General features: G+C 59.6%; 17 protein-coding genes. 8 read left to right on the top strand and 9 right to left on the bottom strand.

The window, feature by feature from the left end:
- Positions 1–4 precede the first annotated feature (4 nt).
- Both CKO36_RS01590 and CKO36_RS01585 read right to left on the bottom strand, forming a co-directional pair.
- Complete coding sequence (locus CKO36_RS01590; RefSeq protein WP_200279606.1) at positions 5–913, bottom strand: PfkB family carbohydrate kinase; 909 nt, start codon at positions 911–913, stop codon at positions 5–7.
- Positions 903–2,447, bottom strand: a complete 1,545-nt coding sequence (locus CKO36_RS01585) for a formylglycine-generating enzyme family protein (RefSeq protein WP_242469325.1) — start codon at positions 2,445–2,447, stop codon at positions 903–905. Before CKO36_RS01585 ends, CKO36_RS01590 begins: the two co-directional genes overlap by 11 nt.
- A gap of 135 nt (positions 2,448–2,582) precedes the next feature.
- Between CKO36_RS01585 and CKO36_RS01580 the strand changes: the two genes are divergently transcribed.
- Together CKO36_RS01580 and CKO36_RS01575 are read left to right on the top strand one after the other, a co-directional pair.
- Positions 2,583–3,506 (top strand): DUF6776 family protein, encoded by a 924-nt coding sequence (locus CKO36_RS01580; RefSeq protein ID WP_200279603.1) that lies wholly within the window; start codon positions 2,583–2,585, stop codon positions 3,504–3,506.
- A gap of 99 nt (positions 3,507–3,605) precedes the next feature.
- On the top strand, positions 3,606–4,169 hold the full coding sequence (locus CKO36_RS01575; protein WP_200279600.1) for a bactofilin family protein: 564 nt from the start codon (positions 3,606–3,608) through the stop codon (positions 4,167–4,169).
- A 63-nt stretch (positions 4,170–4,232) separates the two neighbouring features.
- Here CKO36_RS01575 and rpiA read toward each other — a convergent pair whose 3' ends face one another.
- The gene (gene rpiA, locus CKO36_RS01570; RefSeq protein ID WP_200279597.1) at positions 4,233–4,889 is read right to left on the bottom strand and encodes a ribose-5-phosphate isomerase RpiA; all 657 of its coding nucleotides are present in this window, start codon (positions 4,887–4,889) and stop codon (positions 4,233–4,235) included.
- 137 nt (positions 4,890–5,026) lie between these two features.
- Here rpiA and ilvA point away from each other — a divergent pair, with 137 nt between their 5' ends.
- Positions 5,027–6,571 carry a threonine ammonia-lyase, biosynthetic gene (gene ilvA / locus CKO36_RS01565; protein WP_200279594.1) on the top strand — a complete coding sequence of 515 codons (1,545 nt, stop codon included), beginning with the start codon at positions 5,027–5,029 and terminating at the stop codon, positions 6,569–6,571.
- A 14-nt stretch (positions 6,572–6,585) separates the two neighbouring features.
- On the opposite strand, the gene CKO36_RS01560 is transcribed toward ilvA, so the two are convergent.
- Positions 6,586–7,209, bottom strand: a complete 624-nt coding sequence (locus tag CKO36_RS01560; protein WP_200279591.1) for a BMC domain-containing protein — start codon at positions 7,207–7,209, stop codon at positions 6,586–6,588.
- Between the two features lie 38 nt (positions 7,210–7,247).
- Complete coding sequence (gene lipA / locus CKO36_RS01555) at positions 7,248–8,252, bottom strand: lipoyl synthase (RefSeq protein ID WP_200279588.1); 1,005 nt, start codon at positions 8,250–8,252, stop codon at positions 7,248–7,250.
- A 276-nt stretch (positions 8,253–8,528) separates the two neighbouring features.
- Between lipA and CKO36_RS01550 the strand changes: the two genes are divergently transcribed.
- Positions 8,529–9,146: a hypothetical protein gene (locus CKO36_RS01550; protein ID WP_200279586.1), complete on the top strand. Its 618-nt coding sequence runs from the start codon at positions 8,529–8,531 to the stop codon at positions 9,144–9,146.
- A gap of 67 nt (positions 9,147–9,213) precedes the next feature.
- Positions 9,214–10,125, top strand: a complete 912-nt coding sequence (locus CKO36_RS01545) for an alpha/beta fold hydrolase (protein WP_200279583.1) — start codon at positions 9,214–9,216, stop codon at positions 10,123–10,125.
- A 27-nt stretch (positions 10,126–10,152) separates the two neighbouring features.
- Here the strand turns inward: CKO36_RS01545 and CKO36_RS01540 are convergent, their stop codons facing one another.
- Both CKO36_RS01540 and CKO36_RS01535 read right to left on the bottom strand, forming a co-directional pair.
- Entirely contained in the window at positions 10,153–11,043 is an 891-nt protein-coding gene (locus CKO36_RS01540) for a flagellar motor protein MotB (protein ID WP_200279580.1), read from the bottom strand.
- A 7-nt stretch (positions 11,044–11,050) separates the two neighbouring features.
- Positions 11,051–11,815, bottom strand: a complete 765-nt coding sequence (locus CKO36_RS01535) for a MotA/TolQ/ExbB proton channel family protein (protein ID WP_200279577.1) — start codon at positions 11,813–11,815, stop codon at positions 11,051–11,053.
- Between the two features lie 234 nt (positions 11,816–12,049).
- Here CKO36_RS01535 and amt point away from each other — a divergent pair, with 234 nt between their 5' ends.
- From amt to CKO36_RS01520, 3 genes are all read left to right on the top strand, one after another.
- Positions 12,050–15,082, top strand: a complete 3,033-nt coding sequence (gene amt / locus CKO36_RS01530; RefSeq protein WP_242469324.1) for an ammonium transporter — start codon at positions 12,050–12,052, stop codon at positions 15,080–15,082.
- A 178-nt stretch (positions 15,083–15,260) separates the two neighbouring features.
- Positions 15,261–18,629, top strand: a complete 3,369-nt coding sequence (locus CKO36_RS01525) for a sensor histidine kinase (RefSeq protein WP_200279571.1) — start codon at positions 15,261–15,263, stop codon at positions 18,627–18,629.
- A gap of 135 nt (positions 18,630–18,764) precedes the next feature.
- Entirely contained in the window at positions 18,765–19,148 is a 384-nt protein-coding gene (locus CKO36_RS01520) for a hypothetical protein (protein ID WP_200279568.1), read from the top strand.
- A 28-nt stretch (positions 19,149–19,176) separates the two neighbouring features.
- Here the strand turns inward: CKO36_RS01520 and CKO36_RS01515 are convergent, their stop codons facing one another.
- On the bottom strand, positions 19,177–19,623 hold the full coding sequence (locus CKO36_RS01515; protein ID WP_200279564.1) for a BLUF domain-containing protein: 447 nt from the start codon (positions 19,621–19,623) through the stop codon (positions 19,177–19,179).
- Positions 19,624–19,704: 81 nt separating this feature from the next.
- On the bottom strand, positions 19,705–20,023 hold a 319-nt coding region (locus tag CKO36_RS01510; protein WP_420826303.1), incomplete at its 5' end, for an ISAzo13-like element transposase-related protein.

Here is a 20,023-nt window from a genome sequence, read left to right as displayed (position 1 = left end):
CGGGTCAGATCAGCCCGGCACCCGCTGCGGCATCGATCAGCCCCTCAAGCCCGCTGCGCCCGCATTTGTAACCCGCCACGCGATTGGCGCGTGCCATGGCCTCGGCCGGTACCGCGCCGCGCAGCAGTGCATCAATCAACACGGCATTAAAGACATCGCCGGCGGCCAGGGTGTCGTGCAGCTGCTCAGGGGGCGCGGCGGGGGCAAACCAGCGTTTGCCCGCTTGGTCGATGCCATAAGCCCCCTCCGCACCCCAGGGAGCTATGCACAGCGCCGCGCCGCTGCGGCTTTGCTGCGCGGCCAGATAGTCCCAGGGCGGCGCGTCATCGCCAATCTGCTGGCGTACCAGGGCGCGTGAAAATAGCAGCAGCCTGACCGGCTGCAACAACAGCTCCAGCTCGGGGCGGGACTTTTCGATTTCCACCGAGATGGGTCGCTGCGGATGCGCGTGGCGTGCTCGCTCGATCATGGCGGCGGTCTCGACCGGATGGCGCCCCTCGAAATGCACCCAATGATAGGGTTCGAGCGGCACGGCGGCAAAATCGGCGGCGGTCAGCTCCGGCAACTTGCGGTGATGCACGATGGTGCGGCTCGCAGTTGCTTCGCTGAGTGTAATGTAAGACACCGGCGTGGCGGAATGTGCGCAGCGCACCGCCGTGGCGGTGCCAATGCCGCACGCGGCCAGGTCGCGCAGAATCCGCTGCGCGTCGTTGTCATCGGCATAGCAGCCGGCCCAATCGCAGTGCCGGCCCAGCTGGCTTAGAACCGCCAGGGTGTTGGTGACATTGCCACCACGCGCGATCCGTTGCCCAGTGGCACGCAACTCCTCATCTTCACGCGGATAGCGAGGCACCCGGTTGATGATGTCCAAGGTCGCGATGCCAACACCGAGCAGACGCGCTTCAGTTGTCATCGCTGGGGTAGAGGTCGCGGGCAATCCGAAAGCCGAGCATGTCGATGCGGCTGTCGCTGGTGAAGTGGTTGCGTGCATGGCTGCGCATAGCGCTGGCCGGGGAGTTGAAACTCCCGCCCCGTGCCACCCGCAGCTCGCAGCCGGGTTTGGTGCGCGCCGCGCCATCGCTGGCGGCTTTCTTGTAGTTTTGGTGGTAGCAGTCCTGCGTCCACTCGTAGACATTCCCAGCGGTGTCGTACAGACCGAAGGCATTGGGCGGGAAGCTGCCGACCGGCGCGGTGGAGAGCTTGTCCCAGCGGGTGCCGCAATTCACGCAGAGCGCGCGGCTCGACGGCGAGCCGATTCCCCACCAGTAGGATGAGGTTGTGCCGCCGCGCGCGGCGTATTCCCATTCCGCTTCAGTGGGCAGGCGATAGGGCTTGCCGGTTTGCTCGCTCAGCCAAGCGGCGTAGTCCTGGGCTTCCTGCCAGGTGACATCGATCACCGGGCGTGAGCCGCGACCCCAGCCGTAGTCTTGCGGTCGCCGCGCACCGGTGGCGCGGACATAGCGGTCGTAATCGGCAAAGGTGACCTCCTTGGCGCCAATCATGAAGGCATCAAGGCTGACTTTATGCACTGGGCGCGCGTCACTGTCGGGCGGGCCGACCGGGTTGCCCATCATGAATTCGCTTGCTTTCAGCGCAATCAGTTCTGGAGCCTGGGCGTTTTCGTTGAGAAAATCATCGACATGAGTGCCGGACACCGGCTCGGCGGGAACCTGTAGATCCTCGTTGTCCGGTGTCGCGGCGGGGGGCGTGTCAAGCGTCGTTGCTGGAATGGGGGCTTGAGCAGCCGGGGATATGGCAGCGGTCTGCTCTGGTTCCGGGGCCGGTTGTGTGCCAGCGGCATTCGTTGCGGTCTCATCCGGCGCCGGTGTGGAGGCGGGGTTGGCTTGGCCTTCCACGGCTGGCGAGTCTTGGGACGCGGCGGCTGACTCCGGTGTCTGTGCCAGCAGCTCGGTGACAGTGGAGGCCCCCGGAGCCTGGCTGGCCAGCATCAGAATGCCGGTTAACCACAGACCCGCGACCGCACTGGCCGCCAGCCCGATGCCACTGAGCAGGCCGGTGGTGAAACCGAGCGCGCCGCCGTGTCGGCGCTCTGACCCGCTTGAGGTTTTTTTGTTATCCTCATCAATTTGCGCATTGGCGATCGGGTTTGCGTCATCATCGGATGCACCTATTGGCTCTGCGGCGCCGGGCGCGAGGCTGTTTGTGCCGGCAATTTGCGAGGATTGCTCATTGCTGTGTTTTTTCGCCCGGTCGAGTTCGCGCCGCAGCGCGTCGATATCCTGGTAGCGATCCTCAAGGCGGTCCTCCAGGCGCCGGCATTCGTTGGTCAGCTCCTCGACGATGCGCTCCTGCTCGCGTAATGCGAGGCGCAGCCCCTCATTTTCTTGCTGAATGGCAAGATCGGCCGCGACAGCACTGATGTCACGCTGTGGCGGCTTGGCGCTGCCGCCCGACGACGGCTTGGATTGGGATGATGGCTCGGACATGAGTCCCCTCGCACGCTAGCAAGTTGTGGTGGCTCGAAAAACGCGCGCTGGCACAAAAACGGCTGCGCTCGATTACAAAGGCGTCTATCCTACACCGCCATTTTCAACTGAGTTGGAGAACTGATGCGAGCAGGCATGCGACAGGTCAAAGCGCGTCGAATCCGCAAACCTCACATTATCGATTCTCGCCCCCTCGGACAGTTGAGCCTGGCACTGCTGTTGGTGGCCTTGGCGCTTGGCGGCTGGGGTTATCTGACACTCGAAATTAGTCGTGCAAAACAAAGTCTGTCGCATCCGGTATGGCCCACGTTGAAACAGCTCGGCCTTGGTCAACTTGGCCATGATCAGTCTGATCCTGAGCCATCCGCGCCAGCGGCGTCCGTTGTGAATCCGTCCGCTACCAGCGTCTCCGACACTGAGCCGCCGGAGGCGGATGCCCCGGATGAGGTGTGGAGTGTGGCAACTTTGCTGGGCGTGAACCCGCCAAAAGCCGCTGATTTTGAGCAGCTGGAGCAGCGCCGGGCGGAGCTTAAAGATGAGATTGCCGTTCTTGAAGAGCGGTTACAAAGGTTAACCACTGATCGCCAAACGGAAACCAAGGGCGTGCAGCATGCGCAGGATCAAATTCGCCAGCTGCAAACCGAAAATGCCACCCTGCGCTCGCAGATCGCCTTTCTTAATCAGCTGTTTGGTGGTGATGATGGCCCGATTGAGATCAGTGATCTGGCGCTTGCGCGCGAAGGCAATGAGCGGATGCGCTACTGGTTTAAGGTCTCGCGTACCGATCCCAACGGGGAAATGTTCAGAGGCATCGTTAAAATTCAACTGCGCGGTCAGATGCAGGGCGAGGAACGCTACTTCGATCTCTCTGAGTTAACGGATAATGCGCTCGAAGGGCATCGACTCGGTTTCCGCTACTTTCAGGAAATTGACGGCACGCTCAGCTTGCCGCCCGGCCTCGAACCCGAGGAGTTGCTGGTCGTTGTGATCCCCGATGATCAAGCCATCGGTGGTGCGCGACGACAATTTGAGTGGCGGATCGATCAGGACCCGGAGTAGTCATCCATGCAGACTTCACCATCCTTAGCTGAGCCGCATTACAGGTTTTTTCATCAGGCCAGGACCACGACCCAACATCGGAACCAGGAGAATCTTGCCATGTCACGCATTCGCAGAGTGAAGCCGCCCAAGGTCGTTACTGTTATCGGTCAGGGGACCGTGATTGAGGGTCAAGTTCGCTTCTCCGGCGCGCTCCATCTGGACGGGAAGGTCAAGGGGGAAGTTACCGCTGATCCAGACACCAATGCGGCCCTGATTATCAGCGAACAGGGCGCTGTTGAAGGCAATGTGCGCGTTGAACAATTGATCACTGATGGCAGCATTGTCGGGGACGTGCATGCCACGGGACGGGCTGAACTGGGTGCCCATGCGCGCATCACCGGCACTCTGTATTACCCGTTACTGGAAATGGCCATGGGCGCCGAAGTGAACGGCAAGCTGGTGCATTGCGAGTTGGCTGAACTCCAGCGCTTAAGCTACGACGGGCGCTTTATTGAAGAAAGCTTGACCCTGACAGAACCCAGTAGTACCAAGTCCAGCGTCGAGCTCGCGGCTGACAAGGCCGCAGAGGGCGCCGATAGCGATAAAAACGCGACAGGCAGCCGACTGCGGCGCGGGCGGGGCAAGCCCGCACCGGAAGAAGAGTCCAGCGAAGCCCAGTGAGTCCTTGGCGAGCCCTTCTTTAGGTGACCAGGGCATCAATGACTCTGTATGGGATCGTTCGGCTTAGGGTTCGTAGATTTTAGCCCCGCTTGCCGAGCCCAGGATCAGCATGTCGGCGCCGCGCAGGGCGAACAGGCCCACAGTGACCACGCCGGCGATATTGTTGATTTGCTGCTCCAGCCCGGCTGGATCCTGAATCTCCAGCCCCTGGACATCCAGGATGAGGTTGCCATTGTCGGTGACAAAGTGCTCGCGCCACACCGGCGTGCCGCCGAGCTTGACCAGTTCGCGTGCCACATAGCTGCGCGCCATCGGGATCACTTCAACCGGCAAGGGGAAGGCGCCCAGTACATCAACGCGCTTGCTGTCATCGGCAATGCAGACGAAGGTCTCGCTGGCGGCGGCCACGATTTTTTCCCGTGTCAGCGCGCCACCGCCGCCCTTGATCAGTTGCAGGCGTCCATTGGCCTCATCGGCACCATCGACATAGAGCGACAGCTGGCCGGCGCTGTTCAGGTCAACGACCTGAATGCCATGGTGTTTCAGGCGTTCGCTGGACGCCTCTGAGCTGGAGACTGCGCCTTCAAAACGGCCTTTGACCTCAGCCAAACAGTCGATGAAGTGATTCACCGTTGAGCCGGTGCCCACTCCAATAATGCCGCCCTGCACATAGGCCAGTGCCGCCTCGGCGGCTTGTTTTTTCAGTTCATCCTGCGTCATTGCATTCAAACTCCCTAGGGTAAAATCCTCGTTAAGCGTATGATCATGGCGGCTCGGCAATCGCCTGCCCAGCAAGGCAGTCAGCCAGTCAGAGCCGCTGGTGTTCAACGCAGATCATAACAGAGCCACTTCTACGCATGCCGCAACGCTATATCGAACGCATCCTGAAAGCCCGCGTCTATGAGGTCGCGGTCGAAACTCCGCTGACACCGGCGCCCCTGCTCTCGCGACGGCTGGCCAATCAGGTGTTTCTTAAACGCGAAGACTTGCAGCCGGTGTTTTCCTTCAAGCTGCGCGGGGCTTATAACAAGCTGCGACATCTTGCACCCGAAGTGCTCGCGCGCGGAGTCATTGCCGCCTCGGCGGGCAACCACGCGCAGGGCGTATCGCTGGGCGCTGCGCGCCTTGGTATTGAGGCTACCATTGTAATGCCGCGCACCACGCCGCCGATCAAGGTGCAGGCAGTGCGCAATCTTGGCGGGCGGGCGCTGCTACATGGCGACTCCTACGACGAGGCTTGCGCCCATGCCTTGGCACTGGCCGAGGAACGTGGCCTGAGCTTCATTCACCCCTTCAATGACCCCGATGTGATCGCCGGCCAGGGTACCATCGGCATGGAATTGCTGCGCCAGCATCCGGATCCGCCCAGCGCCATCTTTGTGCCAGTGGGGGGTGGCGGGCTGATCGCCGGCATCGCCGCCTATGTCAAATACCTGCGCCCCGAGGTACAGATCATCGGTGTCGAGCCGGCCGAGGCGCCGACGCTGCATCAGGCGCTCGCGGCCGGTGAGCCGATTGATTTGCCGGAGGTGGGTCTGTTCGCCGACGGTGTCGCGGTGCGTCGCATTGGCGCCGAGACTTTTCGGGTGGCGCGTGACTGTGTCGATGAGGTGGTGCTGGTCGATACCGATGAGATCTGCGCCGCCATCAAGGACATCTATGACGACACCCGTGGCATTGCCGAGCCTGCCGGTGCGCTGGCGGTCGCCGGACTTAAGCGCTATGTGGAACTCTATGGCGGGCGCGATGAGCATCTGATTGCCATCGAAAGTGGCGCCAATATCAATTTCGACCGTCTGCGTCATGTGGCTGAGCGTGCTGAATTGGGTGAGCGCCGCGAGGCACTGTTCGCAGTCGGTATTCCCGAGCGTCCTGGTAGTTTCCTGGCATTCTGCAAAGCGATCGGTAAGCGGCAGATTACCGAGTTCAATTATCGCTACAGTGATGCGACTCAGGCACAGGTGTTTGTGGGCATTGAATTGGGCGGTGGTGCGCAGGAGCGGCGTGCAATGGCCGAGCGACTGGAGCACAAGGGCTTCAGTGTGCTGGACATGAGCGAGAATGAAACCGCAAAGCTGCATATTCGCTTCATGGTCGGCGGCCATGCGTCGGGGCTAGCCCATGAACGTCTGGTGCGCTTTGAGTTCCCCGAGCGGCCCGGCGCCTTGCTAAATTTCCTCTCCAGTCTGGGACGGCGCTGGAACATTAGCCTGTTCCATTATCGCAATCATGGCGCCGCTTACGGGCGGGTGCTGATGGGGATTCAGGTGCCCGCTGCCGAAGCGGCTGACTTCGAGCATAACCTGCATGCTTTGGGCTATCCTTTCTGGGATGAAACCGGCAATCCAGCCTGCCGGCTGTTTGCCAGCAGTGGTACGAACGGGGACGTCGCCGGGGAATAGCGCCCGCTAAACAGCTAACGCATTACCCCGCTCAGGCTCTCTACTGCGTGCACGGCGGCTTCGGCGGCAGTATCGGCGTCGGCCTCGCGCCCGGCCATGGTCAGACGACCGAAGGCTCCCACAGCGCGCGCATCAACCAGGGTCACATTGGCGGCTTTTTCGGCTTCGTTGGCGGCATAGACGATATAACCGGCCGGCTCGGTTTCCAGAATAAACAGGCTCTGGCCGGGCAGAATCATCGAGCCGCGGCGGTTCTGACGGTTGAGCAGCACGGCATGATCGGGGGTGACGGCGCGAATGATTTCAGTCCAGGCCACCTGGCATTTTTGCCGTTCATCCTCGCGCACCCCCAGGCGATTGAGCACGGTGCGCCCGGCTTCGAGCACATCACTCTGGTCGCGCTGGTGAATCACCATGGTGCCATAGGCGCGTTCCACCACCTGCTGACTGAGATGCACTCGCGTTGATTTGAGCGCAATATCCGTTAGCCGATGAATCGCCATGCCCGGTGAGACCTCGAGCCACAAGCAGGCATCCCCCGGCACCGGCAGAAAGCCCTGGGATACGCTGCCCATGTAGGCGGCCAGCTGCGGCTGCAATGAGTCGATGAAAACGTAGGTTTTGAGTTCAATCGCCATACTTTAGGTCAGCCATGCTGTGATCTGTACTGTTCGGGTCAGGTGGCGGTGCTTGATGTGGCCGGCTGGTGGGTGCTGAACACCTGCGCTTGCCGATCGGCCTGATAGGAGGAGCGCACCATGGCGCCCGAGGCGACGCTGGCGAAGCCCATGGCTTCCGCCTCGCTCTGAAGCTCGGCGAAGGCGGCTGGTGTCCAGTACTCGCGCACCGGCAGATGCTCAGCGCTGGGCTGGAGGTACTGGCCGATGGTTAGCATGTCACAGCCCTGCGCGCGCAAATCCTCCAGCACAGCCAGTACTTCGGCGCGGGTTTCGCCAAGTCCCAGCATGAGTCCGGATTTGGTTGGTACCTGTGGGTGGCGCGCCTTGAACGCGCGCAACAGCTGGAGCGAACCGGAGTAATCCGCCCCGGGGCGGGCCTGGGCATAGAGTCTGGGCACGGTTTCGAGGTTATGATTGAAGACATCCGGCAAGCCGTCACCGGCGAAGGCCTCCAGCGCGATGGCCTCACGACCGCGAAAGTCCGGCACCAGCACTTCCAGCTGAATCTTTGGCCTGCGTGCGCGAATGGCGCGCAGGCAGTCAGCGAAATGCCCGGCGCCGCCATCGCGCAGATCATCGCGATTCACTGAGGTAATAACCACATAGCGCAGCTCCATGGTTGCGATGGCCTCGGCCAGACGTGCGGGCTCCTCGGCATCCGGCGGTTGCGGGCGGCCATGCGCTACATCACAGAAGGGACAGCGGCGGGTGCAGAGATCGCCTAGAATCATGAAGGTGGCGGTGCCATGAGTAAAGCACTCACCCAGATTCGGGCACTGGGCCTCTTCGCAAACACTGGCCAGCGCCGAGTCTCTCAGCAGACGGCGGATGCGGGCTACGCCTGGGCCCAGCGGTGCCTTGGCGCGAATCCACTCCGGTTTGCGGAGCAGCGGGGACTCCGGATCCAGCTGTACCGTTACGCGCGCGAGTTTATCCTGCCCACGCTGGTGTGTGTTCGGGTTCAGACGCGAGGGCGGTGATAGGGGGTCGGCAGCAGACATAGATGGCAGACTCCGGGAATAGCCGATGATGAAACGGACGCCAGATCAAGGCCTGTAATCGCCAGGCACAAAACCAGATAGTTTAGCATGTTTCTACAGGCCACTTGCGCCACATCAATTTCGAGTCGCCCGAAATCATTCGGAATCGCCTGGAATCACTTTGCCGCGCGCGCTCATTGTTCGATAATGAGCCGGTTAGCGTTCGCGACATGAACGTTCAGGGTTCCGGCAATCCCGGAAGACAACACATTCTTCACTCGAGAGTAAGCAGACGCCTTGACGATTGAATCCGCTTGGTTTGCTGAAAATTGCCCACAACCGGTCTTGCTGCCTGGGTCGGTATCGGCGCTCGACATTGCCCGCTGGTATGCGCATGATCTGGCCAATTTTTTGCTGACACCTTCTTACTGCGATACCCTGCGTACCTATCTTCCGGTGTGGCGCCTGCCATTGCCGGAACGCTGGTTTTTCCTGCCGCATTCCATCGAGGACATGGCAATGCACTGTTATCGCTCAGCTATTCGCGAGGCGCTGGAGCGCGGTCGCGGGAGTGCTGGTGGACATGAGATTGCGCAGGTGCTGGAAGAATGGGCGGCGGCCCCGGTGTTCAAGCATCCGCAGCTCGATGGCCTACAGGCCAGTCTGCTGCTTGATCGCACCCTGGAGCTGCGCGTGCCCGATATATTTGATGACGACCCTACGGCGGCGGTGCGCGAGCAATATCGTGTCATCGGCGGTAAGGCGCATCAGCGGCGTATGCCGCCCGACTCGGTGAGTGGCTGCTGGGCCAAGGAACCGGTCTGGGTGCTCTGGCATTGGGACCCGCGCGGAGAAGATATTGTCAATGCCTTTTTACGCCATGAAGGCGCCCAACCCAATGATGACGCCCAATAATGACGCAGAGTAAGCCCGCCAAGTTGGCGGTTGCCAGGCTGCGCGCAACCTGCCACGGAGAAGTCCAATGACATCCCCTGCTCCCTCATCGCTCGCTCCCGGCGCCACAGCGGGCTTGCCCCTCGCGCTGGATGCGTCTTGTGAACATCTTAGCTGTAAGCATCGCCCGAGCCTAGCCTATTATGCCGACTCGCACAGGGCTGGGCGTCCGCTGGTGCTGATTCACAGTATCAATGCCGCGCCGAGCAGCTTTGAGGTCAAGCCGCTGTTTGAGCATTATCGCCACCAGCGCCCAGTGTTCAGCCTGGATCTGCCCGGTTTTGGCCAGGCCGGTCGTGGACGCGCCGACTATTCCCCGCAGCACTATGCCAACACCATTAAGCAGTTTCTTGATCAGGTACCGGAGGCTCCGGTTGATCTGCTGGCATTGTCACTGAGCAGCGAGTTCGCTGTGCGCGCGACGCTGGAACAGCCCCACAGTGTCCATTCTTTGGTGCTTATCTCCCCAACCGGTTTCAGTCAGCGCCAGCCGCCCGCGCCGGCCCTGAGCCGGCGGATTTATCCGCTGCTCGACGGCCCGCCTTGGAGCCAGCCGATGTTCGATCTGGTCGCTTCCAGACGTAGTATCCATTACTACCTGAACAAATCCTTCATGCAGCAGGCCCCCCAGGAGATGCTCGACTACGCCTATGCGACCGCGCATCAACCCGGCGCACGCCATGCACCGCTGAGCTTTCTGTCCGGCAAGCTGTTCACGCCTCAGGCGATGACCAACCTCTACGGGCGGCTGACTAACCATCCGGCGCTGGTGCTGGCGGATCGTGATCCCTATGTGCGCTTTGATCAACTGGACGACTTCGTGGCCAGCCATGCCAACTGGCAACGTGCCCGCACGGTTCCCAACATGGGGCTGCCACATTGGGAGGATGTAACTGCGACTACTAAGACGCTGGACGCGTTCTGGCAGTCGCTCGACTGATCGGCCGACTTACACCGGGTGAAGCTGTTATGGAACCGGTGCCGCAGGTGCTGCTGCGGGCGCCGGAGGTGGCAAGGCGCTTTCAAAGGGAATGTCGATGGTGTCGCCGGAAATATCCCGCCCGGCGGCATTTTTCTTGTCGCGTGCGATGATGATTTCGACCCGCCGATTCTGTGTGCGTCCGTCAAAGGTGTCGTTGGTGGCGACCGGCCGAGTATCGGCATAGGCACGAATCTGCATGCGTTCAGCCAGTTCGGGGTGGTTTTCGCTGATGTAGTGCACCACGGCGGCGGAACGCGCGGCCGATAGCACCCAGTTGGATGGAAACTGTAAGGTGTTAATCGGCATGTCATCGGTGTGGCCGGCGACGATCAGGTTGCCGGTGGTGGTGGCGAGTGCATCGCCGATCTTGTCGAGAATCTCGAAAAAGGAATCCTGAAAGCGGGCGCTGCCGGAGGGAAAGGAGCCCTTTTCGCGAATACGAATCAGGATTTCCTCACCGACCACCTCAATGGAAATCAGCCCTTGCTCAATCTCACTTTCCAGCGCGGCGGCAATTTGCATGGCCTCGGCTTCGAGTTCCCGGCGTTCGCGGCTGGAATCAAGTTTCGAGCGGGTTTCATCCGTGGTCTGTTGGCGCAGCTCCTGGGCCAGGGTTGGCGTGGGTTTGCCGGGGCTGAAGTCAGGCGTGATCACCGTGGTGCCCATCGGGATGGCCTGCACATCCACTTCGCGCTGTACACCAAAGGCCATTTTCATTGAGCCGGCGATCTGCTTGTACTTATGGATATCCATCTCCGAGAACGACAGCAACAGCACAAAAAACACCAGCAGTAACGCCATGAGATCGGCGAAGGTGGACATCCAGGGCGGTGCACCCTTGGGTGGACATTTGACCGGTTTTGCTGCAACGCCCATCAGTAGATTACTCCTCGTCGTCTTCCAGGCTGCGCTGGGTGCTCGGCAGGTAAGTGAGCAGAATTTGCTCCATCACCCGTGGATTGATGCCGGACTGAATAGCGGCGATTGACTCCTGGACCAATTCCTGCGTCAAGCGTTCCTCTTCGCTGACCGCCTTGAGCTTTTCCGAGAGTGGGATCGCAATGCCATTGGCGATAATGGAGCCATAGAGTGTGGTGAGCAGGGCGACCGCCATGGCCGGGCCGATGGCCTTGGGGTCGTCCATGTTCGAGAGCATCTGTACCAGGCCAATCAGAGTGCCGATCATGCCCATGGCGGGGGAATAGTCGCCGATGGACTTCCACATGGCGATGCCTTTGTCATGGCGCTCGTTGGTCAGGGCAATTTCCTTGGACAGTACGCGTTCGACGGTTTCGGGCGGGTGGCCGTCGATACAGAGATTAATGCCTTTTTCCAGAAACGGATTGCTGAAGGTCTGATCCTCTAGTGCTAGAATGCCCTCCTTGCGTGCCACGGTGGCGAGTTGGACAGCTTCTTCGATCAATTCGCGCGGCGAGGGTGAGGAGTGGATGATCGCCTTGACCCCGATTTTGAAGGATCGCATGAAGTCCGCGAAGGAAATCTGCACCAGGGTGGCCCCGAAGGTTCCCCCGACAACAATCAGGATGGACGGAATATTGATAAATATGCCGATGTCGCCACCCACAAGGATAGCGCCAGTGATCACAATCAGGACGAAAACGATACCGACAATGGTTGCAAAATCCATGAAGGAAAACCCCATCCTCAAGAAATAAATTTGCGAAGGAAGCTGCGCGTATTCTACGCAAAAATCAGCATGGTGGCGCGAGTGTGCGTCACGCGGCGCGGCGCGCCAGACACCGGGCTGCCCGCCACCCTCGACCTTGGGTTTATAATGCGTGCTTTAGCAACTTGGCACTGACTTCAATTACGCGCTCATTCACTCAATATGCCACCTTCGCCCAACTTCGCTCCATTGGACATGGCTTGGGTCCTGCTGTGTGCCTTTCTGGTGTTTTTGATGCAGGGAGGCTTTCTGTGCCTGGAATCCGGTCTGGTGCGGACGAAAAACAGCATCAATGTGGCCGTCAAGAACCTCATGGATCTGTGCCTGTCGGTATTGGTGTACTGGCTCTGTGGCTATGCGTTCATGTTCGGTTCCAGTGCAGCCGGTTTGGTGGGGCGTGACGGCTTTCTGTTCGATGGGGCCGGTTCACCCTGGCTGATGAGCTTTTTCTTTTTTCAGGCCATGTTTTGCAGCACGGCGGCCACCATTGTCTCGGGCGCCGTGGCCGAGCGGATGCGCTTTCTCGCCTATGCCGTCACCGCCATTCTGCTCTCGGCGCTGATCTACCCGATCGCCGGGCACTGGGCCTGGGGGGGTGCTGCCAGTGGTGCGCCTACGGGTTGGCTTGGACAACTGGGCTTCATCGACTTTGCCGGTTCCACCGTGGTGCATTCCATTGGTGGCTGGACGGCCCTGGTCGCTGTGCTGCTGCTGGGGCCCCGTTCGGGACGTTTCAGTCACAGCGGCAGCCGCTCTATCTCCGGCGGCAATTTGTCGCTTTCATCTCTGGGCGTGATTTTGCTGTGGTTCGGCTGGTTTGGCTTCAACGGCGGCAGCACCTTAGCCATCAACAAGGAAGTGCCGCTGATTCTGTTCAACACCTTCCTGTCCGGTGCCGCCGGAGGTGTCGGCGGCCTGTTTTACAGCTATGCTCGACGCGGCTATCCGGTGGTGACGGATCTGCAAAATGGTGTCATTGCCGGGCTGGTTGGCATCACCGCCTCCTGTCATTTGCAAACGCCGGTGTTCGCTGCGCTCATTGGGCTGATTGCCGGCCTGCTGGCCACCTGGGGGACGGGCTGGCTGGAACGGCGCCGCATCGACGATGCGGTGGGCGCCATTCCAGCCCATCTGTTTGCCGGCATCTGGGGGACTCTGGCCGTAGCGCTCTTTGCCCCGACCGAGGCCTTCGAGCTCGCGGGTGGGCGTCTACAACAACTCGGTGTGCAGGCGCTGGGCATTCTCAGTATCGGAGCCTATAGCTTTGGCTTCAGTCTGATAGCGCTCTGGGGTATGAACCGCTTCTATCCGCTGCGTGTCACACCCGAGGAGGAACGTGTCGGCCTGAATGTCGCCGAGCATGGCGCCAGCACCGAACTTCTGGATCTACTCGGTGAAATGGAACAGCAGCGTCGGCGCGGCGATTTCTCGCAGCCGGTGAGCTGCGAACCCCATACCGAGGTTGGGCAGATTGCGCGTCAGTACAACCATGTGCTGTCACGGGTGAACGGTGAAATTCATCGCCGCGAGGAATTGCTCAATGACCTCACGGCCAGCGAAACTCGCAAGAGCGCGATTCTCGATGCGGTACTCGACTGCATCATCACCATCAACGATCAAGGTCGGGTGCTGGAATTTAATCCCGCCGCCGAACGCACCTTTGGCTGTTCGCGGCGTATGGCTATTGGCTGCGCCCTCAGCGAAATCGCCATTCCACCCGATCAGCGTGAAGCCTTTAACGCGGCGCTGCAATCGGCCTTTAGCGGCGAGGGGCGTTTCACGTTCGACCGGCGCATTCAGACTCAACTGACGCGTGGCGCTGATGGGGAGACTTTTCCCGTTGAGCTGAGTATTACCCGGGTGCGCGGTGGCCCCCGGCTCGAATACAACTTTCATATTCGCGACATTACCCGTCAGCACGAGGTCCAGCGCCGCCTGCACCAGCTGGCGCATTTCGATATCCTCACTGGCCTAGCCAACCGCAGTCATTTTCGCCAGCAGCTCGATTATTTTCTGCTGACTCAGTCAGCGGCTCGTGTGGCCGTGCTCTTTTTGGATCTCGACCGCTTTAAGCAAGTCAATGACAGCCTGGGGCATGATGTGGGCGATCAGCTCCTGCGCAGCGTTGCCGAGCGGTTGCGTGACATGACCCGCGAACAGGACATTGTCTCGCGCTGGGGCGGGGATGAGTTTGTCATCGCGCTGCTTGGGATTAACAGTGAACAGGATGTCACGCACAAGGGTGCGGAGATTATCGCCCGCCTGGCGGATGCTCATCCGCTTGATGGCCACTCGGTTCGCGCCCCCGCCAGCATCGGGATTGCCATGTATCCGCAGGCGGGCGAAACGGCCGATCTGCTCATCCGCAACGCCGATCTTGCGCTCTACGAGGCGAAGGACGCCGGGCGCAATAACTTTCAGTTTTTCACCTCAGCTCTGGCGCGTCAGCATGCCGAGCGCTTTGATCGCGAAAACGATCTGCGCGAGGCGCTAGCGCGCGGTGAATTTCTGCTGTTCTATCAGCCCCAGTTTGATCTGATCAGCGGTGAGTTGATCGGCACCGAGGCGCTGCTGCGCTGGAAGCACAGTGCCAAGGGGGTGATCCACCCTAGCGTGTTTATTCCGATTCTTGAAGACAGTGGCCTGATTGTCACCGTTGGCGAATGGGTGTTACGCACGGCCTGTCGGCAGCAGGCGCGCTGGCTAGCAGCGGGGCTGCCAATCCCGCGCGTCGCGATCAATGTGTCCGGTAAGCAGTTTTTGAAGCCGGAATTTGCCGAATTGGTGGCGCGGGTGATGCGCGAGGAAGGTTTGCCAGCAGCAGGGTTGGAGCTGGAGATCACCGAAACCGTGCTGGCGTCCAACAACCAGATGTGCGTTGATGTGCTGCATCAACTCAAGGCGATGGGCATTCGTATCGCCATTGATGACTTTGGCACCGGGTATTCATCGCTCAGTTATCTCAAACGCTTTCCGATTGATTTAATCAAGCTCGATCGCTCCTTTGTCAGCGAATGCGATCTCAACAGCGAAGATGCTGCCATTTGCACGGCCATTATTTCGCTGGCGCGCAGCCTGCGACTCGATACCCTGGCCGAAGGGATCGAACGAACCGAGCAGATGACCTTTCTGCGTACGCAGGGTTGCAACCACTATCAGGGCTTTATCGCCGCGCCGCCACTGCCCGCCGAGGAGCTGGTTGATTTTGCACGAAAGCAAGCGCTTTAGTGCGAATTGATTGCCGCTGTGCACCATAAGCTGTAACATTTCCCGGACATTCATCTGTGATGTCAGTGTCCCGCCCAATTACTCATGGCCTGATGCTGAACACCCGGTTGGCTTCAGACCCGCAACCTTAAAAATTGGCGCTGCCAATGCTCACTACTGATCAGATCAGGCTGGATTCATGAAGCCGCTGCGCCGCCGCGAGGCCCGTGAGCTGATCATTCCGATCCTGGCTTGCGTCGGCTTATTGATGGTTTCCGCCATTCTGGCGGCTTGGCGTATTGGTGTACAGGAAACCGAGCTGCGGGAAAAGTTCCTGATCGAAACCACTGCGCTGGCACAGAGTCTGTCACTGCATGCGCCGGAACAGCTCGAACACGCGGCAGGCGGGCGTCGCGCAACGCAATCCTCGCCGCTGAGTCGCCATTTGGAGCGTTTTGCCCGCTTCGCCGGTTACCGTGACATCTGGATTCTGGTGGCGCATGAGGGCGAGAGCTCTTCCGGTTTCACTCGGGCCGACCTGGAGGCCGACGCTGAGAATGGCCAGGATATTGAGCCGCTGCCCGAGGTAGCGCGGGTGTTGGCAACCGGGCAGGCCTCCATCACCACACCCTATCGCCGTCATGGGATCCAGGTGATCTCGGCGCTGGCTGTGATTCCAACCGCGTCGGCTGCCACTGACACCAAGTGCTTGGTTGGAGTCGAGCTGGCTCAGGGGCAATGGCGCACGGCGGTGTGGGGCAGTGCCACGCTGCCGCTGGTGCTGGGTGGCCTGCTGACACTCACCTTTGCCGTTTCCATCCTGGTTGTGTATCGTCACGATGTCAGTCGCCACCAGGCACCGACACACCTGCGCTACTTGGAGCCTGTGCTCGCCGCCCTGACGGGGGCTGTGCTCAGTATTGCCACCACGGCCATTGCTTACCAATTAGAGCAGCATTTTGAATCCGACCGTCTCGAATGGCTTGGTTCGCAGCTGAGCTTCGATTTGACGGCGACCCTGCGCGAGGTGACGCAGGAGGAGCACGAGCGTTCCGCCACTTCCGCTACGCAGGAAACAGCGCCGGTCATGGCGGCGGTTATCGATCTGTTTGAGCTCAAGAACTCTCAATACAGCCATCTGAAAATGTCGCTTGATGTTGATATTTTTCTGTTGGATGAGCAGAAGGGTGCGCGTTTGCTCGATCCCGTCACCCAGGCGGTCGTTGAAGCAACCCCCATCGTCCGTTCTCTGTCGACCACCGCCTGGATGCAGATGTTGTTGCCGGTGTTTCTCGGCGAGCAGGCCCTGGCGGTGCGGCTTCGCGCAGGCAGCAAAACTACGCTGGGGCCGCCGCTGCAAGCGGCTGTGGCCACGGCGATTATTGGGTGTATACTCACTGCGGTTGCAACCGCGCTGGTTATCTGGCTGCGCGGCCGGCTCGCGGGGGCCGAGCGCCTGCTGAGTCAGCGTAACGCTGATTTACAGCGACGCGAGGCGAACTTCACGGCAATCACCAGTTCCATGCGTGATGCCATCATTATGATGGATGATGATGCAAAAATTGTGTACTGGAATCCGGCGGCCACTACGTTGTTTGGTTACACGGAAGCCCAGGCTATGGGCGAGGATTTGCACCAGTTGCTCGTTGGCTTGGATGCTGCGTTAACTTACCATAATAAAAACCCGCAAGCCTATCCCTTCAATCATAGTCCGGTGCTTGGTCAACTAGTTGAAGTCAATGCCCGGCACAAGGATGGTTCGCAGGTGCCGCTGGAGCTGTCGCTGTCGTTCGCACATCTTGATGAAACGCAGCATGTCGTTGGTGTGTTGCGCGACATCAGCGCGCGTAAGCGCAGCCAGGAGCGTTTGGTCAAGCTCAACGACTGCCTGGCGCATCTCGGCTCGGATTATCGCGAGAATATTGATCGCATCACTTCCGTGTGCGGAGAAATTCTCAATGCCGATGTTGCACTTTATAACCGGCTTGATGACAACCAGCTTGTCGCGCTGGGACGCTGGAATGCCCCGCCGGACTTTCCAGTGCGTGACATTCCCGAAGGTCACATCTGCTATGACTTGATTGTGGGTAATGATGAGCGTGTCAGGCGTTGCGGCAACCAGGATTCATCTAATTCCATCAACGCACAGAGTCGGGAGGCCTTTTATCTCGGGGACCTGTCGCTGACACCCTATCTGGAGTACGACGCGGCGGTGCGTAAGTACGATCTGAATGCCTATTTTGGGCATGTGGTGCGCTGCGGCCATGAAGCGGTTGGTTCGCTATGTGTTGTATTTAAGCGCCAGCGTCGTCCCAGCGATGAGGAAAAACGCCTGTTGGGGATTCTGGCTGCCGCACTGACCACCGAGGAAAACCGCCACCTGGCCACCCGGGAGCTGGAACTGAGTGAAAAGCGGATGTCGTTGGCCATGCGCGGCACGGGCATCGGTATCTGGGAATACGAGCCCGAGACCCGTCACTTGCGTCTTGATGTGGCCATGCATGGTTTGCTCAGTTTGCAACCCTTACAGGCGACTCGGCTCATTGATGACTGGATACTGCGGCTATTGCCCGAGGATATGCCCAGGATGCAAGGCGCGTTGGCGCAGGCGCTGGCAAATAACGCCGAGCTTGACCAGGAGCTGCGCCTCCAGCGGGGCCTTAATGAACTGGGCTATTTGCGCGTCATCGGCAGTGTGCACCAGGATCCCAATCGCGACAGCCGCCATGTGATTGGGGTCTGCTACGACATCACCCGTCGCAAGGAAAGCGAGGCGCGGCTGCTTCAGGCACGGGATCTTGCCGAGCAGGCCAGTCGTACCAAGACGCAATTTTTGTCTCAGGTCAGCCACGAGCTGCGCACCCCCATGAACGCAGTGCTTGGATTCGCGCAGCTGCTCGATGGTGATCCGGATTTGAGTGACGATCAGCACGACAGTGTCCAGGAAATTCTCACGTCCGGGCACCATCTGCTGAAGCTGATCGACGAGGTGCTGGATCTGGCGCAGATTGAATCCGGCGAGACGGATCTGCACGTGCAGCAGATTATGCTGGCGCCAGCGCTTGAGGAAGCCCTGACACTGATCCGCCCCTTGGCCAGCAAGCACGAACTCAGCATTGGGTTTAGCAGCCCGGTCGAGCTGGCGGTTGCCGCCGACCCTTTCCGGTTTAAGCAAGTGTTGATCAATCTGCTCTCAAACGCGGTTAAGTACAACCGCCCTGGTGGTACGGTCGAGCTAGAGGCGGCGGCGGTTGCCGGCACGCCGGAGGAGGACGAATGGGTGCGTATCAGCATCCGTGACACCGGCACCGGTATTCCGGCTGAGCAGCTGAGCGACCTGTTTGAACCCTTTAGACGCCTGCCGGATGCTCAGTTAAGCGGAGTCGAAGGCTCAGGTATTGGACTGGCGGTAGTGAAGCGCCTGGTGGCCCTGATGGGGGGAGACATTGGCGTGGAGAGTGTGCATGGCCAAGGCAGCTGTTTTTGGTTTGAGCTGCCGCGCCAGCCGGCAACCGAGGCAACGGCGCCCTTGTTGCGGCCAGAATCGGCCACGCCTCTGTTACTGTAGCGCCAGGCTTGCTGTAGTGCCGGATACTGGCCATCACGTCCAACCCATGTCTCAACCAGGACTCGTCTCATGATGCAAAGATCCATGTTCACCGTCATAGCATTCGTTGCCGGGTGCACGCGCCGGAGCGCGCGAGTGCGGTTACTCCCGGCGCTGATCATCACCAGCTTGCTGCTGAGCGCTTGCCCCGAGGATCCCCTGGGGCCGGATAACCGCATGGCGCTGATTGCTTTCGGGCATTGTAATTACTCGCAGGCGCTGCGTTTGACCGACCTGGCTATTGCCGGCGGCGATCAGCACCACATCCAGCGTGCCTGGATGTTGAAAGTAGCCATTTTGCGTGATCAGGGTAAGCCGGCTGCTGCCGAGGCGCTGTATCCTGAACTGGAAACGGCCTGGCAAGCGGCCAAAAAAAGCGCACTGAAGGCCAGTCGCCGTGAGCGCGACATCGACATTCTCATCGACATTGCGCGCAACGAACGGCGTGCCAATGGCCTGGCGACTGACTGTCGTCCTTAGCCGCTGGTTGCGAATGCCGCATCCGGGCTTAGGCCTGTTGTAATGGTTTCGACCAGTGCTCGCTGTTGGGTAGGTGGCCGCGCAAGGCTCGAAACAGGCTGATCGCACTTTCGCCGCTTAATTGGTATGGGTTGAATTCTTCATCGATGGAGAACAGGCGAATAATTTTGCGCACATCGCTGGTCCAGGGTACATAGGCCGTGTCCCAATCGCCAAAATCGCGCTGGGCTATGGCTTCGTAAGCCAGCAGCACCGGGTGGCAATGACGCTCGTCGCGCATGATGCGGTGGTAGGTTTCGTTAACCGCGTTGCGCGATCCTTCCAGGCATTGCAGGAAAAAGGTACCGTTGAACAAGAGCATGCCAGAGATTGATGCTTTGGCATTGTTTCTGCGCGAGACGGAGAGGATATCACTGATCGCATCCTTGTTGGCGCCAGAAAGTTCGCTACAATAAATGACCCGTGTAAGATACATAGCCGTTCCTGAACAAAAGTGGTGTAATGCGGACGCGGTATGTCAGGGAACAACCCTGAGTCTCCAGATATTAAGGGATTGTCACAAAATAAGTGTTCCATTTTGTGCTGGTGAAATAGTGTAATTCCAGTCGCCATGGAAGTCGTGTCGCTTGATGTTGACGGCAGCCAACTCAGCGGCAGTGACTTTTTGGCCGAGAGGATAGGTAGTGGAATCTAATTCTGCATGAACGCGTAATCCTGTGTTCGTCGTCGTGGCTGCGATGAGATTGACGATGACCTCATGACTGACAAGCGGTTTGCCTCGCCAGTTTTGGGTGATAAACGAGAACAAGCGATGCTCGATTTTGTTCCATTTGCTGGTTCCTGGTGGAAAATGGCAGACGGTTATTGGTAAGCCA

Origin of the sequence: Rhabdochromatium marinum (genome assembly GCF_016583795.1) — a bacterium.
Taxonomy (GTDB): Bacteria; Pseudomonadota; Gammaproteobacteria; order Chromatiales; family Chromatiaceae; genus Rhabdochromatium; species Rhabdochromatium marinum.
This window is presented reverse-complemented; position numbering and strand designations above follow the sequence as displayed.

What these genes read in the sequence shown, in the direction of transcription:
- CKO36_RS01580 (WP_200279603.1), top strand. Translation starts at nt 2,583, where the DNA reads ATGCGACAGGTCAAAGCGCGTCGAATCCGCAAACCTCACATTATCGAT.
- CKO36_RS01540 (WP_200279580.1), bottom strand. Translation starts at nt 11,043, where the DNA reads ATGGGCGTTGCAGCAAAACCGGTCAAATGTCCACCCAAGGGTGCACCG.
- CKO36_RS01515 (WP_200279564.1), bottom strand. Translation starts at nt 19,623, where the DNA reads ATGTATCTTACACGGGTCATTTATTGTAGCGAACTTTCTGGCGCCAAC.
- CKO36_RS01525 (WP_200279571.1), top strand. Translation starts at nt 15,261, where the DNA reads ATGAAGCCGCTGCGCCGCCGCGAGGCCCGTGAGCTGATCATTCCGATC.
- CKO36_RS01585 (WP_242469325.1), bottom strand. Translation starts at nt 2,447, where the DNA reads ATGTCCGAGCCATCATCCCAATCCAAGCCGTCGTCGGGCGGCAGCGCC.
- CKO36_RS01590 (WP_200279606.1), bottom strand. Translation starts at nt 913, where the DNA reads ATGACAACTGAAGCGCGTCTGCTCGGTGTTGGCATCGCGACCTTGGAC.
- amt (WP_242469324.1), top strand. Translation starts at nt 12,050, where the DNA reads ATGGCTTGGGTCCTGCTGTGTGCCTTTCTGGTGTTTTTGATGCAGGGA.
- lipA (WP_200279588.1), bottom strand. Translation starts at nt 8,252, where the DNA reads ATGTCTGCTGCCGACCCCCTATCACCGCCCTCGCGTCTGAACCCGAAC.
- rpiA (WP_200279597.1), bottom strand. Translation starts at nt 4,889, where the DNA reads ATGACGCAGGATGAACTGAAAAAACAAGCCGCCGAGGCGGCACTGGCC.
- ilvA (WP_200279594.1), top strand. Translation starts at nt 5,027, where the DNA reads ATGCCGCAACGCTATATCGAACGCATCCTGAAAGCCCGCGTCTATGAG.
- CKO36_RS01560 (WP_200279591.1), bottom strand. Translation starts at nt 7,209, where the DNA reads ATGGCGATTGAACTCAAAACCTACGTTTTCATCGACTCATTGCAGCCG.
- CKO36_RS01575 (WP_200279600.1), top strand. Translation starts at nt 3,606, where the DNA reads ATGTCACGCATTCGCAGAGTGAAGCCGCCCAAGGTCGTTACTGTTATC.
- CKO36_RS01545 (WP_200279583.1), top strand. Translation starts at nt 9,214, where the DNA reads ATGACATCCCCTGCTCCCTCATCGCTCGCTCCCGGCGCCACAGCGGGC.
- CKO36_RS01535 (WP_200279577.1), bottom strand. Translation starts at nt 11,815, where the DNA reads ATGGATTTTGCAACCATTGTCGGTATCGTTTTCGTCCTGATTGTGATC.